Source organism: Achromobacter insuavis, from assembly GCF_902859645.1.
Classification (GTDB): Bacteria; Pseudomonadota; Gammaproteobacteria; order Burkholderiales; family Burkholderiaceae_B; genus Achromobacter; species Achromobacter insuavis.
In genome coordinates, this window is sequence record NZ_CADIJR010000051.1 from 30262 (window position 1) to 45765 (window position 15504).

Here is a 15504-nt window from a genome sequence, read left to right on the forward strand (position 1 = left end):
GCCCTATGCGCCGTCGCTGTCCGGTTCGGGCGTCTGGGTGAAGGCCCGCACCAGGCGCGCGATGCCCTCCAGTTCGTCGTGCGCGCCGAGCGCCCATTCGGGTTTTTCGAAGGGGCTGTCCGACGGCGTGTTGTCCAGGTTGGCCTTCAGGTCGTCCAGCAGTTCCAGCGCCATGTCGGTGGCCTGGGGGCTGCCGCGGGTGGACAGGGCGATGGCGATCGCCATCGCCTGGCGCAGGGCGAGCAGGCGGCCGTCGAGTTCGGTTTCCACGAGGATGTCCTTGTAATGGAGGAATCCCGCCATTTTACGGGGCGCCGGCAGGCGCTGGCGCCCCGCGGATTCAGGCGCGATGCCTCAATGGGACGTCATCGCCTGGCGCAGGAACGCCAGGATGTCCGGCGTGACCCAGGTGCCCGCCAGCAGCTCGGGTTCCCGGGCCATGGCGTGGCGGAATTTCTCGTGCGTGGCGGGGTTGTCGCCCGCGTACGAACGGAACAGTTCCAGCCAGCGCCGCGCCAAGGCCCGCGACGCGGGCGCCTCGGGCGCCTCGCCGTTGGCGATGGCGCGATGCACCTGCGCCACCAGCGGCATCCATTCCTTCACGCGCTTGCCGTAGTGGGCGCGCAGATGGGCGATTTCATCGGCGTCCAGGTACTTTTCGTACAGGCGCATCTTGGTCTCGGCGAACGCCGCGACGATGAAGTCGATCATGGCCGGCGTGACGCCCTGGCCCTGCTGCAGCGCCGGTTCGCTACTGAACATATGGTCCAGCCGCGCCGCCAGTTCCGGGTTCGACGCCGTGTCGTGCTCGAGCTGCAGCATCCAGCGGCGCGCCAGGTCCTGGGCCCGTTCGTCGGCGGGCGCCATGCCCGCGGCAAGCGCGGCGGCGGCTTCGCGCGCCAGCGCGGCCCAGCGTTCCTGGACCCCGCTATCGGGAGCGAAGTAGGGCAGGGTGCGCAGTTCGTGGTCGGTAAAGTACTTGTCGTACATGGTCATCAGCTCCAAAGTTTGCAACCAGTCGGCAAGGTCGGGCGTGGCGCCGCTCGCGTGCTGCGTCCGCAGGCGCAGCAGCCGGTCGCGCAACCTCGCGGTTTGCGCCAGCTGGTGTTCCAGCATGTGGATCTGCTGGTCGATCACGCCAGCCAGCGACACGTCCGGCCTTGCCAGGAGATCTCCGATGTCCGCCAGCGGCAGGCCCAGGCGACGCAGCGCCTGGATCTGGTGCAGCCGCGCGATGTCGTCGCGGTTGTACAAGCGGTAGCCGGCATCGGAGCGTACCGACGCGACCAGCAGCCCGATGCTGTCGTAGTGGTGCAGCGTGCGCACCGTGAGGCCGGCGCGCCTGGCCAATTCACCCACTTTCAACAACATGCAAAGCTCCTGTTCGAATCGTGACGGGGCTGATGGTGGAACCTGACGCGACGTGAGGGTCAAGCGCCTTGCGCGCAAGCTTATCGCGGGTTGCGTCCCCGCTTGGAATGGGGCGGCGCGTTTGCGCAAGATCAAGGCGGGTGGGGCGGCACAGGCGAATAATTCGAGGTATGCAAGCCGCCCTACGCCCAGCCTCCGCCGACCCCGCGGCTTCCGCCGCCGAACCCTTCTTTCCGCCGCAGTTGCTGGCGCGCCTGGACAAGAACGGGCCACGCTATACCTCCTATCCCACGGCCGACCGCTATCACGGCGATTTTGGCGTCGAGCAATACCGCCAGGCCCTGCGCCAGCGCCGCGATTCCTGTACCACCGAGCCGCTGTCGCTCTACGTGCACATCCCGTTCTGCGATTCGGTCTGCTACTACTGCGCCTGTAACAAGGTCGTGACCCGCCATCACGACCGCGCCGCCCGCTACCTGGACGCGCTGGCGCGGGAAATCGCGCTGCACGTGGCCGAGCTGGGCCCGGGCGTGCCGGTCTCGCAGCTGCATTTCGGCGGCGGCACGCCGACCTTCCTGTCCGACGAGGAACTCGACCGCCTGATGGCGGACCTGCGCGGCGCCTTCCGCTTCGAGCCCGACGCCGAAATCTCCATCGAGGTGGATCCCCGCACCGCCACGCCGCAGCGGCTGGAACGGCTGCGCAAGCTGGGCTTCAACCGGCTCAGTTTCGGGGTGCAGGATTTCGACGCCAAGGTGCAGGTGGCGGTCCATCGCGTGCAGTCTTTCGAGGACGTGCGCGACCTGATGCAAAGCGCCCGCGCGCTGGGCTACGCCTCGATCAACGTCGACCTGATCTACGGCCTGCCGCTGCAGACCACCGAATCCTTCGCCCGCACCATCGCGCAGGTCAGCGCGCTGCGGCCCGACCGCATCGCGCTCTACGCCTACGCGCACCTGCCGGAACGCTTCAAGCCGCAGCGCCGCATCAATCCGCTGGACCTGCCCGACCGCGCCACGCGCGTCGGCCTCTTGAGCGCCGCCATCGAGGGCTTCCTCAAGCAGGGCTACACCTACATCGGCATGGACCATTTCGCGCTCAATACCGACGCCCTGGCCATCGCCAAGCAGCGCGGCGAGCTGCACCGCAATTTCCAGGGCTACAGCACCCAGCCCGATCGCGACCTGGTGGCGCTGGGCATATCGGCCATCGGCCGCATCGGCAATACCTACAGCCAGAACGCCAAGGACCTGGACGGCTACTACGCCGCCATCGAATCCGACCGCTTTGCCACCGAGAAGGGCCTGGCGCTCAGCGCCGACGACTTGGCGCGGCGGGAGGTCATCATGGACATCATGTGCCAGGGGCGGGTGGATTTCGCCCGGGTCGAGGCGCGCCATGGCCTGCGTTTCGGCGACTACTTCGGGCCGGAGCTGTCGCAGGTGGCCAACCTGGCCGAACTCGGCCTGGTCAACCTGCGGGCCGGCGAACTGCGCGTGACCGGCCTGGGCTGGTATTTCGTCAGGGCCGTGGCCATGGCGTTCGACGGCTATCTGCGCACGGTCAGCACCGGCGCCAGCTATTCGCGCATCATCTGAGGCGCGCGCCGCCTCGCCGTGAAGATGTGGCCGACCGCGTCGGCCACATCGTTGTCTATTCGGCGAACTTTTCCCGCAGATACAAGGCCAGCGACAGGTCATCCGACAGCTGCAGCTTGCGCATGGCGCGGCGCTTGTGGGTGCTGACGGTCTTCTTGCTGCGCTTGAGGCGCGTGGCGATCTGCGTGACCGACATGCCCTGGCTGATGTGGCGCAGGACCTCGACCTCGGACGTCGTCAGCAGGGCGTGCGGCGGCCGTGGCGACAGCGGCCGGATCTTGCCATCCTGCACCGACAGAAACGGGTTCTTCTTGCTGAGGACGCCGTGGATCATCTCGGGCAGCAGCAGCATGCCCCATTGTTTGGCCAGGTAGCCGTTGGCGCCGGCGCGGAAGGCGGCGTACTGGGTCTCCTGGCGGTTGCCGGCCGAGAACGTGATGATCGCAAGATTGGGGTGATAGCGCCGCAGCCGGCGCAGGTAGTTGACGCCGTCCCAGGGTTCCTGGGGCAGGTAGAAGTCGACCAGGGCGATGTCGCACGGCGTGGTCGCGAGCTTGTCGAGCAGCCGGCGCGCGGAGGTCTCCTGGTGGATGACGCGAAAGCCGGGGCGGGCGTCGAGGTAGGCGCCCAGGCCCAGCGCCACCACCGGGTGATCGTCCAGGATGGCCACCCGGATGACGGGGGGCGGGCGTGACAGCAGCAGGTGCTTGCGGGAATTGGGGCGGTCACCTGCATCGGGGGATCGCGGCTCGGACGAGACGACGGTGTCCGGCGCTGAGGGAGTATTCATCTAGGCTCCACAGAATGGAAAGGCACACATCGGTGCGGAGAGGTGGGCGCCCGAGGGCGGGGCCGCGCACACGCCGTAACCAGTCCGAAATTCGAGTGCGAAGCTTATGGTCTTACGGCGCCATACAGACGAAAACTAAGCGAGAATCAGACAAAGCGACGCCCCGGGTGGCGTCGCGCGACGTTAAATCGCGGCGCGCGATCGTTGTCCGCAAGGCATAAAATCGCAGGATTTCCGGGCCGGCCGTTGAACGGCCCATGGCGCAGGACTGGCAAGGCGGCGGACGACGGATGTCCAAGAAAATTCTGGTGATCGGCAGGGACGGGCAGCTCGGCTTCGAGCTGCGGCGCAGCCTCGCGCCGCTGGGCGTGGTGACGGCGGTCGGGCGGACCGACTGCGACCTGACCTATCCCCTGCAGATCGCGCGGCTGGTGCGGCGCGAAAAGCCCGACGTCATCGTCAACGCCGCCGCCTACACCGCGGTCGAGCGAGCGGAAGAGGACGGGGTGCGCGCCATGCGCATCAATGCCGAGGCCGCGGGCGAACTGGCCGCGCTGGCGGCCGACCGTGGCGCGCTCATCGTCCACTATTCCTCCGACTACGTGTTCGACGGCGCCAAGGCGGGCAGCTACGACGAGCAGGACGCGCCCGCGCCGCTGAATGTCTATGGTCGCAGCAAACTGGCCGGCGAGCAGGCGGTGCGGGCGCTGAACCCGGCCCACCTGGTATTTCGCACGTCGTGGGTCTACGGCGTGTTCGGCAACAGCTTCCTGAAGACCATGCTGATGGCGCTGCGCCAGCCGGAAGCGCTGCGCGTGGTGAGCGACCAGCGCGGCGCGCCCACCGGCGCCGCGTATATCGCCGATGCCACCGCGCAGGTCCTGGCGCGCTATCTGGCGCGGCCGGCCGAGGCGGCGTTTCCCTTCGGCCTGTATCACCTGGCGGCCACCGGCGACGCCAGCTGGCACGAATACGCCTGCTTCATCGCGCAGCAGGCCCGGCGCGCGGGCCTGGCGGTGACGCTGACGCCGGGCGACATCCGGGCCGTGGCGTCCGACCAATACCCCACCTCGGCGCGCCGGCCCCTGAATTCACGCTTGGACAGCCGGCTGCTGGAGCGCACCTTCGGGCTGCGCGCGCCGCACTGGGAAGAGGGTGTGATGCACGCCCTGGCCGCGATCGCCGACAGTCGCAACCTGGCCTGACGGGCGCCACCGTCCCGTCATTCGCCGCCCGCGGGCCGGGTTCGCTCCGTCATCCGCCCCTTTTGTAGCGTAAATGTCACGAAATGGGCCCAAAGGGTGCTACAATCGGCAACGATAAGCACGCCATTTGTCCCGGCGCTGCGCACCGCAAGTCAATCCCGAAGGCCCGAGCACCATGTTTTTCCCGCTGGCACGAACTACGACCCGGAACTTTCGCCCTATGTCGCGTTAGTTTTTCGTGCGTCGGGTTTCACCGTGTCAGGTCAGCGGTAAGACTCAGCAAGACAACCAAATGAACGCGGCTACCAGCCGCGTTTGTCGTTTCTGAATTTCGTTTTTTCTCCCAAGAACCCCAGGAAGCACTCCCGATGGTACAGATCACATTGCCCGATGGTTCGCAGCGCCAATACCCGGGGCCGGTCACGGTCGCCGAAGTGGCGCAATCGATCGGCGCGGGATTGGCCAAAGCCGCCTTGGGCGGCCGCGTGACCTTTGACGGCGCCGACTCCACGCTGGTCGACACCAGCTACCGCATCGAGGGCGACGCCCGCCTGGCCATCGTGACTGCCAAGGACGCCGACGGCCTGGACATGATCCGCCATTCGACGGCCCACCTGCTGGCCTACGCCGTCAAGGAGCTGTTCCCGGATGCCCAGGTCACCATCGGCCCGGTGATCGACAACGGCTTCTACTACGACTTCTCGTACAAGCGCCCGTTCACGCCCGAAGACCTGACGGCCATCGAGAAGAAGATGGCCGAGCTGGCCAAGAAGGACGAAATCGTGACGCGCGAAGTCTGGTCGCGCGACGACGCCGTCGAGTTCTTCAAGGGCATCGGTGAAAAGTACAAGGCCGAGATCATCGCCTCGATTCCGTCGAACGAGCCGCTCAGCCTGTATCGCGAAGGCGAGTTCATCGACCTGTGCCGCGGCCCGCACGTGCCGTCCACGGGCAAGCTCAAGGTCTTCAAGCTGATGAAGGTGGCCGGCGCCTACTGGCGCGGCGACAGCAAGAACGAGATGCTTCAGCGCATCTACGGCACGGCCTGGGCCACCAAGGAAGAACAGGAAGCCTACCTGCACATGCTGGAAGAGGCCGAGCGCCGCGACCACCGCAAGATCGGCCGCGAACTCGACCTGTTCCACTTCCAGGACGAAGCGCCGGGCCTGATCTTCTGGCACCCCAAGGGCTGGGCCCTGTGGCAGCAGGTGGAGCAGTACATGCGCTCCGTCTACCGCGACAACGGCTACCAGGAAGTGAAGGCGCCGCAGATCCTCGACATCTCGCTCTGGAAGAAGACGGGCCACTGGGACAACTACCGTGAAAACATGTTCACGACGGAGTCCGAGAACCGCGTCTATGGCCTCAAGCCGATGAACTGCCCGGGCCACGTGCAGATCTTCAACGCCGGCCTGCACTCGTACCGCGAGCTGCCGCTGCGCTACGGCGAATTCGGCCAGTGTCATCGCAACGAACCGTCCGGCTCGCTGCACGGCATGATGCGCGTGCGCGGCTTCACGCAGGACGACGGCCACATCTTCTGTACCGAAGAACAGCTCCAGGACGAGTGCGCCGACTTCACGGCCCTGCTGCAGAAGGTCTACCGCGACTTCGGCTTCACCGAAGTGCTGTACAAGGTCGCCACGCGCCCTGAAAAGCGCATCGGCTCGGACGAGGTCTGGGACACGGCCGAACAGGCCCTGATGGAAAGCCTGCGCCGCACCGGCTGCGAATTCGAGATCTCCCCGGGAGAGGGCGCGTTCTACGGCCCCAAGGTCGAATACACGCTGAAGGACGCCATCGGCCGCCACTGGCAGTGCGGCACGATCCAGGTCGACTTCTCCATGCCCGTGCGCCTGGGCGCCGAGTACGTGGACCAGAACGACCAGCGCCGTCCGCCCGTGATGCTGCACCGCGCCATCCTGGGTTCGCTCGAGCGTTTCATCGGCATGTTGATCGAAAACCACGCCGGCGCGATGCCGCCCTGGCTGGCTCCGGTGCAGGCCGTGGTGTGCTGCATTTCCGAACCTTCGGCCGATTATGCGGCTGAAATCACGCAAAGCCTGAAAAAACAAGGCTTTAGAGTAGAGTCCGATTTGCGCGGTGAAAAAATCACTCGTAAAATTCGGGAGCACAGCCTGCAGAAGGTGCCGTACATCCTCGTCGTCGGCGACAAGGAGAAGCAAAACGGTACCGTCGCCGTACGCGGTCTGGGTGGTCTGGACCTCGGCGCCATCGCGTTCGACGACTTCGTCGCCCGCCTGTCCGAAGACGTATCCACCCGCCGCGACGTCAATCAACCCGATGGCAGCGCTGCTTAACATTTGTAGGAGCTTTCAACATCGCCACTGAAAAAGCCAATCGCATCAACGGTGAAATCCGCGTCCCCGAGGTGCGCCTGATAGGTCTGGACGGAGAACAGCTGGGCATCGTCAAGATTGCCGACGCGTTCCGTCTTTCCGAGCAAAACGACGTGGATCTGGTGGAAATCGCGCCGAACGCCGAACCGCCGGTCTGCCGTTTGATGGACTACGGTAAGTTCAAGTACCAAGAGCAGAAGCGCCAAGCCGAAGCTCGTTCGAAGCAGAAGGTCATCCAGGTCAAGGAAGTCAAATTCCGTCCGGCCACCGACGAGGGCGACTACCAGGTCAAGCTGCGCAACCTGCGCCGCTTCCTCGAGGAAGGCGACAAGGCCAAGGTGACGCTGCGGTTCCGTGGCCGTGAAATGGCCCACCAGGAACTGGGCATGCGGGTACTTGAGCGTGTGCGCGACGATCTGCTGGAATTGGCCCAGGTCGAAGCCATGCCGAAGCTCGAAGGCCGTCAGATGGTCATGGTGCTGGCGCCCAAGAAGAAGGCTGCCCCCGCGGGCAAGCCGGAATCGGCGGCTTAAAGCTCCTGCCGGCCTTCCTGCCCGGGAAGGCCTGGCCGCTCTTCCCCGCGACCCGCCGTCCAGCCTATGTTCGGCGGGTTCGCTTATTGGGCGGCTCTGCGCTACGATGTCATAGATAGCCGCCTTCCCGAAAGGGAAGGCGGCGTACGTTCGGGGTGTCGCGATGCATGTTTTGTTCGTTTTGGATCCCTTGCCGCTCTTGAAAGCGTACAAGGACAGTTCTGTCGCCATGATGCGCGCCCTGGTGGCGCGCGGCCATACGCTCAGCGTGGCCATGCAGGGCGATCTGTACATCGAGACCGGCACGGTCAAGGCCGTCACCACGCCCATCGAGCTGGTGGAAGGCGCGGACCTGCACGGCCATGACTGGTGGCGCGAATCGGCGTCCCGGGACCTGCCGCTGGCCGATTTCGGCGCGGTGGTGATGCGCAAAGACCCGCCTTTCGACATGGAATACGTGTATTCCACCCACCTGCTCGAGTACGCCCAGGCGCAGGGCGCCAAGGTGTTCAACAGCGGCGCGGCGATCCGCAACCATCCCGAAAAGCTGGCCATCACCGAGATCAGCGAGTTCACCGCGCCGACGCTGGTGACGCGCAACATGGCGCGCCTGAAGGCGTTCCACGACACGCACCACGACGTCATCGTCAAGCCGCTGGACGGCATGGGCGGCACCGGCGTGTTCCGCCTGCAGCCCAAGGACCCGAACCTCAACGCCATCCTGGAAACGCTCACCGACAACGGCGCGCGCACCATCATGGCGCAGCGTTACATTCCCGAGATCGTCAAGGGCGACAAGCGCATCCTGCTGATCGGCGGTGAACCCGTGCCGTATTCGCTGGCGCGCATCCCGCTGGCCGGCGAAACCCGTGGCAACCTGGCCGCCGGCGGCCGGGGCGTGGCGCAGCCGCTGTCGCCGCGCGACCGCGAGATCGCCGAGGCCGTGGCCCCCAAGCTGGCCGCGCGCGGCCTGCTGCTGGTCGGCCTGGACGTCATCGGCGACTACGTCACCGAAGTCAATGTCACCAGCCCCACCTGTTTCGTGGAAATCGCCGAACAGACCGGCTTCGACGTGGCCGGCATGTTCGTGCAGGCGCTCGAGAAAGCGGTTGCCGCCGGCGCCGCGGCCTGACCTTCCTGGGACTTTGTCATGACCACGGGTATCGTCATCGTCGTGCATGCGCCCCTGGGCGCCGCCATGCGCGAATGCGCCAGCCACGTCATGGGCAACCTCGACGGCATGCTGGCGATCCACGACATCCAGCCCGAGGACCGGCCGGACGATCTGGCGCCGGCGGTGCTCAAGGACATCCTCGAGCAGGACCACGGCGGCGGCGTGCTGGTGCTGACCGATCTGATCGGCGCCACGCCCGCCAATATCTCCAAGCGGGCCGTGGCCGACGCCCAGGCGCAGGGCATCCAGTGCTGCGTGCTGGCGGGCCTGAACACGCCGATGCTGTTGCGCGCGCTGACCTACCGTAACCTTTCGCTGGCCGAGACCCGTGAAAAGGCGCTGGCGGGCGGGGTGCAAGGGGTATTGCGGGTAGACTGACGGACAGGAACTCGTCCGGTTATTTCGGCTAATATTTCAAGCCGACGAGCGGTTCGACAATTTGCTGCAATCACCAACTGCGGTGTGATGCCGTGGTCATAATATTCACTATGCCTAATACAGACATTGTCATCAGCAATAAACTGGGTTTGCATGCGCGGGCGGCCGCCAAACTGACGCAACTGGCGAGCAAGTTCTCGAGCGAGATCTTCATCTCGCGCGGCGCGCAGCGCGTGAACGCCAAGAGCATCATGGGGGTCATGATGCTGGCCGCCGGCCTGGGCGTGACGGTCAAGCTGGAGGCCTCGGGCAGCGATGCCGAGCAGGCGCTCTCCGAAATTGAAACTCTGTTCGATAGCAAATTCGGTGAACAGGAATAGCAGCGTTTCCGAATCCGCCGGCCCTGACGATGTCGGGGCCGGCATGTCCGCGGCCGGTGCCGCGGTTCAGGCGCATGACGGGGCTGGCTCTGCCAGCCCCGTTATTTGTTTGTACGGCAAGGGCGTGGCGCGCGGCTACGCCATCGGCCGCGCGGTGGTCATGGGCGCGGCGGCGCTGGAAGTCGCGCACTACCGCATTTCGCCCGAGGACGTGCCGGCCGAAAGCCGCCGCCTGACCGAGGCGCTGGCCTCGGCGCAGCAGGAACTGCGGCTGCTGGCCGATACCCTGCCGGCCGACGCGCCGCGCGAGCTGGGCGCCATGCTGAACGTGCACAGCCTGCTGCTGGGCGACCCGCTGCTGGCCGAGCAGACGCTGGCGCTGATCGCCGAGCGGCACTACAACGCCGAATGGGCGCTGACCACGCAGGGCCAGATCCTGGGCCAGCAGTTCGACGCCATGGAAGACGAGTACCTGCGCGAGCGCGGCGCCGATGTGCGCCAGGTGATCGAGCGGGTGCTGCACGTGCTGTCGGGCACCTCGGCCACTTTGCCGGACATGTCGCACATGGGCGGCGACGACGCGCTGGTGGTGGTGGCGCACGATATTTCGCCCGCCGACATGCTGCGCCTGCGCGGCGGCCGTTTCGCCGCCTTCGTCACCGACCTGGGCGGCCCGACCTCGCATACCGCCATCGTGGCGCGCAGCATGGGCGTGCCGGCGGTGGTGGCCATGGGCAATGTGCGCGAGCTGGTGCGCGACGGCGACATGCTGATCATCGACGGCGCCGCCGGCGCGGTGGTGGTCAACCCGTCGGACCGCATCCTGCAGGAATACCGCCGCCGCCAGGCCGTCTACGCCGACGAGCGCGCCGAGCTGAGCCTGCTGCGCGACGAGCCGTCGGTCACCCTGGACGGCATCGACATCGTCCTGCACGCCAACATCGAGCTGCCGGAAGAGGCGGCGCTGGCGCTGGCCTCCGGCGCGCACGGCATCGGCCTGTTCCGCAGCGAATTCCTGTTCATGGGGCGTCCGGACCTGCCGGGCGAGGAAGAACAATACGAGGCCTACGCGTCGGTCGTGAAGGTGATGGCGGGCCGTCCGGTCACCATCCGCACGCTCGACATCGGCTCGGACAAGACGCTGGACGGCGAGGCCACCGTGGCCACCAATCCGGCGCTGGGGCAGCGCGCCATCCGCTACTGTCTGGCGCGTCCGGAGATGTTCGCGACGCAGCTGCGCGCCATCCTGCGGGCCTCGGCCCATGGGCCGGTGCGCCTGCTGATCCCGATGATCGCCCACATGCACGAAGTGATGGCGACGCGGGCGGCCATCGAGTCCGCCCGGCGCGAACTGGATGCGCGCGGGCAGGCCTATGCGCCGCACATGGAAGTCGGCGCCATGGTCGAGGTGCCCGCCATCGCGATCGCCATCGAACCGTTCGCGCAGGCGCTGGACTTCCTGTCGATCGGCACCAATGACCTGATCCAGTACACCCTGGCCATCGACCGCGGCGACCACGACGTGGCGGCGCTGTACGATCCGCTGCATCCCGCGGTGCTGCGGCTGGTAGCCCACACCATCAACGCGGGCGAGCGGGCTGGCAAGCCGGTCGCGGTCTGCGGTGAAATGGCCGGCGATTCGCGCATGACGCGATTGCTGCTGGGGCTGGGCCTGACCGAGTTTTCCATGCATCCGCAGCAACTGCTGGACGTGAAGCGGGAAGTGCGGCGGGCCCACACCAATGCGCTGCGCGTGAAGGTGGCCAGCGCCCTGAACCGGGCCTTGCCCGTGGACCTGGACACGCTCGATCTGGCCTGATCGACGCCGGAGCCTGCCTCCGGCAAACGGAAAAGCCCGTCGCATGCGACGGGCTTTTTTTTGGGCCTGGTCGAAAAAAAGCCCCCTCTCCGAGGGGGCTTTCCGCATTCCCGCCCGGTGCCGGGCGGGAGGGCGACGGATCAGCTGTGGTAGGCCGATTCGCCGTGGCTGGTGACGTCCAGCCCTTCGCGTTCCTGGTCTTCCGGCACGCGCAGGCCGCACAGGGCGTTGGCGATCTTGTAGGCGATCCAGGCGACCACGCCGGACCAGACGATGGTCAGCAGCACGCCTTCGAGCTGCACCCACAGCTGGCCCAGGATCATGCCGGGTTCCGCCAGGCCCGGGCCGCCAAGGACCTGGGCGTTGAAGATGCCGGTCAGCAGGGCGCCGACAATGCCGCCCACGCCGTGCACGCCGAATACGTCCAGCGCGTCATCGGCGCGCAGCAGGCGCTTCAGGCCATTGACGCCCCACACGCAGACCACGCCGGCAATCACGCCGATGATCAGCGCGCCCACCGGGCCGACCAGGCCGGCCGCCGGGGTGATGCCCACCAGGCCGGCGATGGCGCCGGAGGCGGCGCCCAGCATCGAGGGCTTGCCCTTGATGGCCCATTCCGTGAACAGCCAGGCCAGCACGGCGCCAGCGGTGGCGATCATGGTGTTGAAGAAGGCCAGGGTGGCGTTCTCGTTGGCGGCCAGGGCGGAGCCGGCGTTGAAGCCGAACCAGCCCACCCACAGCAGGGCGGCGCCGACGAAGGTCATCGGCAGGTTGTGCGGCTGCATGGCTTCACGGCCATAACCGACACGCTTGCCGACCACATAGGCGCCCACCAGGCCAGCCACGCCGGCGTTGATGTGCACCACCGTGCCGCCGGCAAAGTCCAGCGCGCCCTTGGCGTTGAGCAGGCCCGGCGCGGTTTCCGAGGCGAACCAGACCATGTGCGCGATGGGGATGTAGGCGAAGGTGAACCAGATCACCGTGAACACCAGCACCGCCGAGAAGCGGGCGCGTTCGGCGAAGCTGCCGACGATCAGCGCGCAGGTGATGCCTGCGAACGTGGCCTGGAACGAGGCGAACAGCAGCTCGGTCAGCGAGTTCGACATGGCGTACTTGCCGTCGGCCGGATTGAACATGCCGGAGAAGAAGGCGCGCGAGAGGCCGCCGAAGAACGCGTTGCCTTCGGTGAAGGCGAGCGAATAACCGTAGATGAACCAGAGGACCAGGCCCAGCACGAACGTGCACAACACTTGCAGCAGCACCGACAGCACGTTCTTGCTGCGTACCAGGCCGCCATAGAACATCGCCAGACCGGGTACGGCCATCATCAATACGAGGAGGGTAGAGACGAGCAACCAGGAGATATCTGCTTTATCCATTTTCAGGCTCCAATGAGTCTTTCTTATTTGTCTACAGCGCAGCTTCGCCGGCTTCACCCGTCCGGATGCGGATCACTTGTTCAAGGGGGGCGGCGAAGATCTTGCCGTCGCCGATCTTGCCGGTGCGGGCGGCTTGTTCGATGGCTTCGATGACCTGGTCGACCAGGTGGTCGGGCACGGCGGCCTCGACACGCAGCTTGGGCAGGAAGTCGACGGCGTATTCCGCGCCGCGATACAGCTCGGTGTGGCCTTTCTGGCGCCCGAACCCTTTCACTTCGGTAACGGTGAGGCCCTGGACGCCGATTCCGGATAGAGCCACCCGCACTTCGTCGAGCTTGAAGGGCTTGATGATGGCGATGATGAGTTTCATGGCATTTCCTCTCATGGTTGCACGTTGGCATCGTCAATCAAGCAAATTCCATGCCATGCAGGCCGGTGCCCGGAAAGCGGAAACGCAGGCGCGTTTGTTGTGCCTGGCTGCACCAATATAGTGCGTCATGCACCAAACGTCAGCCTCAAACCGGTGCATGACGGGGCGGAGTGAGGAATGCAACGGAATATGTTTCACCGCCGCCATTTGTTGCCAGTTGATGCCGGCGCGGTAGCCCTTTGTCGCGTTTGCCGGATGCATGGAGGCCTTGGACGCTTTCTGCCCGACAGGCCGCTGAACGTTGCTGGCCGGGCTTCGGGCGATGGCGGACGTGGATGTCAGGCGATTGAAAGCGGTCCGGACAGACCGTCAAAACGGGGGCGGGGCGTGATACGAGGGTTTACACGCATAAGCTTGTTGCCAAAGGTAGGCTGAAGAAGAATCAAGTCCAGCTCATGGCGGTATCTGGGCCTGACCGGGCCGCGGCAAAAGACACCGGCGCCGCGGCTCTCTGAACGAAGACAAAAAGCAAGAAAGGAAAGAGGAATGATGACGATCCAACGCAAGACCTTTGCCGTGCTGGCGCTGACCGCCGCGCTGGCCGCCCTGGCCGGCTGCAACAAGAGCGACGAAAAGGCCGCGCCGCCCGCGGCATCGACCACGCCGGCGCCGTCGACCACCACGCCGGGCACGCCGCCCGCGGCCACCACGCCGCCGGCTTCCACGCCCGCGCCGTCCAGCTCGGCTCCGGCCGCCGGCGCCACCGCCGGCCTGCCCGCCGAATGCGATGCCTACCTGACCAAGGTCAGTGCATGCATGGACAAGCTCGGCGCATCCAATCCCGCGGCGGCCAGCTTCAAGCAGCAGCTCGACGCGGCCAAGACCCAGTGGGCCACGATCAGCGACAAGACGCAGCTGGCGGCCCAGTGCAAGCAATCGGCCGACCTGTTCGCGCAGTCGGCGACGCAGATGGGTTGCCAGTAACGATGTTGGTAGGGGGCTGCCCCCAAGGCGGCCCGGTTTTCTCCTGTGCTTTGATGGGCGGTCACCGCATGCGGCCCGCCCTTTTTTTGCCCGCAGCCCGGCCTGTGGAAAGCACTACACTTGAGGCACCAAGAACATCGTGAGGCCGCTATGAACAATCGCACCCAGTGGATGGAAGACATCCAGAAGAACATTTCCGACCTGATCGCCCGCAGCCCCGCCGCGGACGTCGAGCGCAATGTCCGCGCCATGATGACGCAGGCGTTCTCGAAGCTCGACCTGGTCACGCGCGAGGAATTCGATGTGCAGGCCGATCTGCTGGCGCGCACGCGCGCCCGCGTCGACCAACTGGCCGCCACCGTCGAGCAGCTGGAGTCGCGGCTGTCCGCCCTGGATAAGTAATCCGCGCGGGACCTTTTTGCCACGGCCGCCTGCGCGGCCGTTTTTGTTTTCGCCATACTCGTCTTCGATTGTTATCGGAGACTGCCTTGACGCTAGCCGTAATCGCCAGCCGCACCCTCAGCGGCCTGCATGCCCACGCGGTGCGTGTCGAAACCCACCTGGGGCCGGGCCTGCCCAGCTTCAACGTGGTCGGCCTGCCCGACACCGAGGTGCGCGAAAGCCGCGAGCGGGTGCGCGCGGCTATCATCAACAGCGGCTTCAATTTCCCCGCGGGCCGCATCACGGTCAACCTGTCTCCCGCCGATATTCCCAAGGAGTCGGGCCGCTTCGACCTGCCGATTGCCGTGGGCCTGCTGCTGGCGGCGGGGCAGTTGGCGCCGCCGGGCGAGGGCGCGGCGACAGCGGGCGCCGCCGTCGAGACCGCGCCGGATCCGTTGCTGGCCGGCCTGGTGCTCGCCGGGGAGTTGTCGCTGACCGGCGCGCTGGTGCCGGTCGCGGCCGCCCTGGTGATCGCGCTGAGCGTGGCGCGCGAGTCGCCCGGCGCCACCCTGATCCTGCCCGCTGGCAGCGCCGGTCAGGCGGCCTGGGTCGAGGGGCTGCGGGTGCTGTCCGCGCGCAGCCTGGCGGACGTGGCGGCGCACGTGGCGGGCCATTGCCGCCTGCCGGACGCGTTGCCCGACGCCTGGCCCGAGGCGCCGCCGATGCCCTGCCTGGCGGACGTGCGCGGGCAACCCGGGGCGCGGCGCGCGCTGGAGGTCGCG

General features: G+C 66.4%; 16 protein-coding genes. 11 read left to right on the plus strand and 5 right to left on the minus strand.

Annotated features, from left to right (window positions below):
- Nucleotides 1–3: 3 nt before the first annotated feature.
- Complete coding sequence (locus H0523_RS22110) at nucleotides 4–303, minus strand: hypothetical protein (RefSeq protein ID WP_231689927.1); 300 nt, start codon at nucleotides 301–303, stop codon at nucleotides 4–6.
- Nucleotides 304–354: 51 nt separating this feature from the next.
- A complete protein-coding gene (locus tag H0523_RS22115) occupies nucleotides 355–1371 on the minus strand; it encodes a MerR family transcriptional regulator (RefSeq protein ID WP_054432363.1) in 1017 nt (338 codons plus the stop codon).
- Nucleotides 1372–1541: 170 nt separating this feature from the next.
- Here H0523_RS22115 and hemN point away from each other — a divergent pair, with 170 nt between their 5' ends.
- Complete coding sequence (hemN, locus tag H0523_RS22120; protein WP_180180144.1) at nucleotides 1542–2969, plus strand: oxygen-independent coproporphyrinogen III oxidase; 1428 nt, start codon at nucleotides 1542–1544, stop codon at nucleotides 2967–2969.
- Between the two features lie 55 nt (nucleotides 2970–3024).
- Here hemN and H0523_RS22125 read toward each other — a convergent pair whose 3' ends face one another.
- A complete protein-coding gene (locus tag H0523_RS22125) occupies nucleotides 3025–3759 on the minus strand; it encodes a response regulator transcription factor (RefSeq protein ID WP_054432362.1) in 735 nt (244 codons plus the stop codon).
- Between the two features lie 290 nt (nucleotides 3760–4049).
- Here H0523_RS22125 and rfbD point away from each other — a divergent pair, with 290 nt between their 5' ends.
- The 7 genes from rfbD to ptsP all read left to right on the plus strand — a co-directional run bounded on the left by rfbD (nucleotide 4050) and on the right by ptsP (nucleotide 11608).
- Nucleotides 4050–4964, plus strand: a complete 915-nt coding sequence (gene rfbD, locus H0523_RS22130; RefSeq protein WP_054432489.1) for a dTDP-4-dehydrorhamnose reductase — start codon at nucleotides 4050–4052, stop codon at nucleotides 4962–4964.
- 368 nt (nucleotides 4965–5332) lie between these two features.
- A complete protein-coding gene (thrS, locus tag H0523_RS22135; RefSeq protein WP_054432361.1) occupies nucleotides 5333–7285 on the plus strand; it encodes a threonine--tRNA ligase in 1953 nt (650 codons plus the stop codon).
- Between the two features lie 20 nt (nucleotides 7286–7305).
- The gene (gene infC, locus H0523_RS22140) at nucleotides 7306–7857 is read left to right on the plus strand and encodes a translation initiation factor IF-3 (RefSeq protein WP_076410237.1); all 552 of its coding nucleotides are present in this window, start codon (nucleotides 7306–7308) and stop codon (nucleotides 7855–7857) included.
- A 163-nt stretch (nucleotides 7858–8020) separates the two neighbouring features.
- On the plus strand, nucleotides 8021–8989 hold the full coding sequence (gene gshB, locus H0523_RS22145) for a glutathione synthase (protein WP_054432360.1): 969 nt from the start codon (nucleotides 8021–8023) through the stop codon (nucleotides 8987–8989).
- A gap of 18 nt (nucleotides 8990–9007) precedes the next feature.
- Nucleotides 9008–9409: a PTS sugar transporter subunit IIA gene (locus H0523_RS22150; RefSeq protein WP_054432359.1), complete on the plus strand. Its 402-nt coding sequence runs from the start codon at nucleotides 9008–9010 to the stop codon at nucleotides 9407–9409.
- Nucleotides 9410–9519: 110 nt separating this feature from the next.
- Nucleotides 9520–9789, plus strand: a complete 270-nt coding sequence (locus H0523_RS22155) for an HPr family phosphocarrier protein (protein ID WP_006387993.1) — start codon at nucleotides 9520–9522, stop codon at nucleotides 9787–9789.
- A gap of 43 nt (nucleotides 9790–9832) precedes the next feature.
- Nucleotides 9833–11608: a phosphoenolpyruvate--protein phosphotransferase gene (ptsP, locus tag H0523_RS22160; RefSeq protein ID WP_054432358.1), complete on the plus strand. Its 1776-nt coding sequence runs from the start codon at nucleotides 9833–9835 to the stop codon at nucleotides 11606–11608.
- Nucleotides 11609–11748: 140 nt separating this feature from the next.
- On the opposite strand, the gene amt is transcribed toward ptsP, so the two are convergent.
- Together amt and H0523_RS22170 are read right to left on the minus strand one after the other, a co-directional pair.
- Complete coding sequence (gene amt, locus H0523_RS22165; RefSeq protein WP_054432357.1) at nucleotides 11749–12987, minus strand: ammonium transporter; 1239 nt, start codon at nucleotides 12985–12987, stop codon at nucleotides 11749–11751.
- A gap of 31 nt (nucleotides 12988–13018) precedes the next feature.
- On the minus strand, nucleotides 13019–13357 hold the full coding sequence (locus H0523_RS22170; protein ID WP_006218735.1) for a P-II family nitrogen regulator: 339 nt from the start codon (nucleotides 13355–13357) through the stop codon (nucleotides 13019–13021).
- Nucleotides 13358–13903: 546 nt separating this feature from the next.
- On the opposite strand from H0523_RS22170, the gene H0523_RS22175 reads away from it, so the two are divergent.
- The 3 genes from H0523_RS22175 to H0523_RS22185 all read left to right on the plus strand — a co-directional run.
- Nucleotides 13904–14341, plus strand: a complete 438-nt coding sequence (locus tag H0523_RS22175; protein ID WP_054432356.1) for a DUF5339 family protein — start codon at nucleotides 13904–13906, stop codon at nucleotides 14339–14341.
- A gap of 150 nt (nucleotides 14342–14491) precedes the next feature.
- Nucleotides 14492–14743, plus strand: a complete 252-nt coding sequence (locus H0523_RS22180) for an accessory factor UbiK family protein (protein ID WP_006394062.1) — start codon at nucleotides 14492–14494, stop codon at nucleotides 14741–14743.
- 86 nt (nucleotides 14744–14829) lie between these two features.
- Nucleotides 14830–15504 (plus strand): magnesium chelatase domain-containing protein (locus H0523_RS22185; RefSeq protein WP_180180145.1); only part of this gene is annotated, 675 nt, incomplete at its 3' end.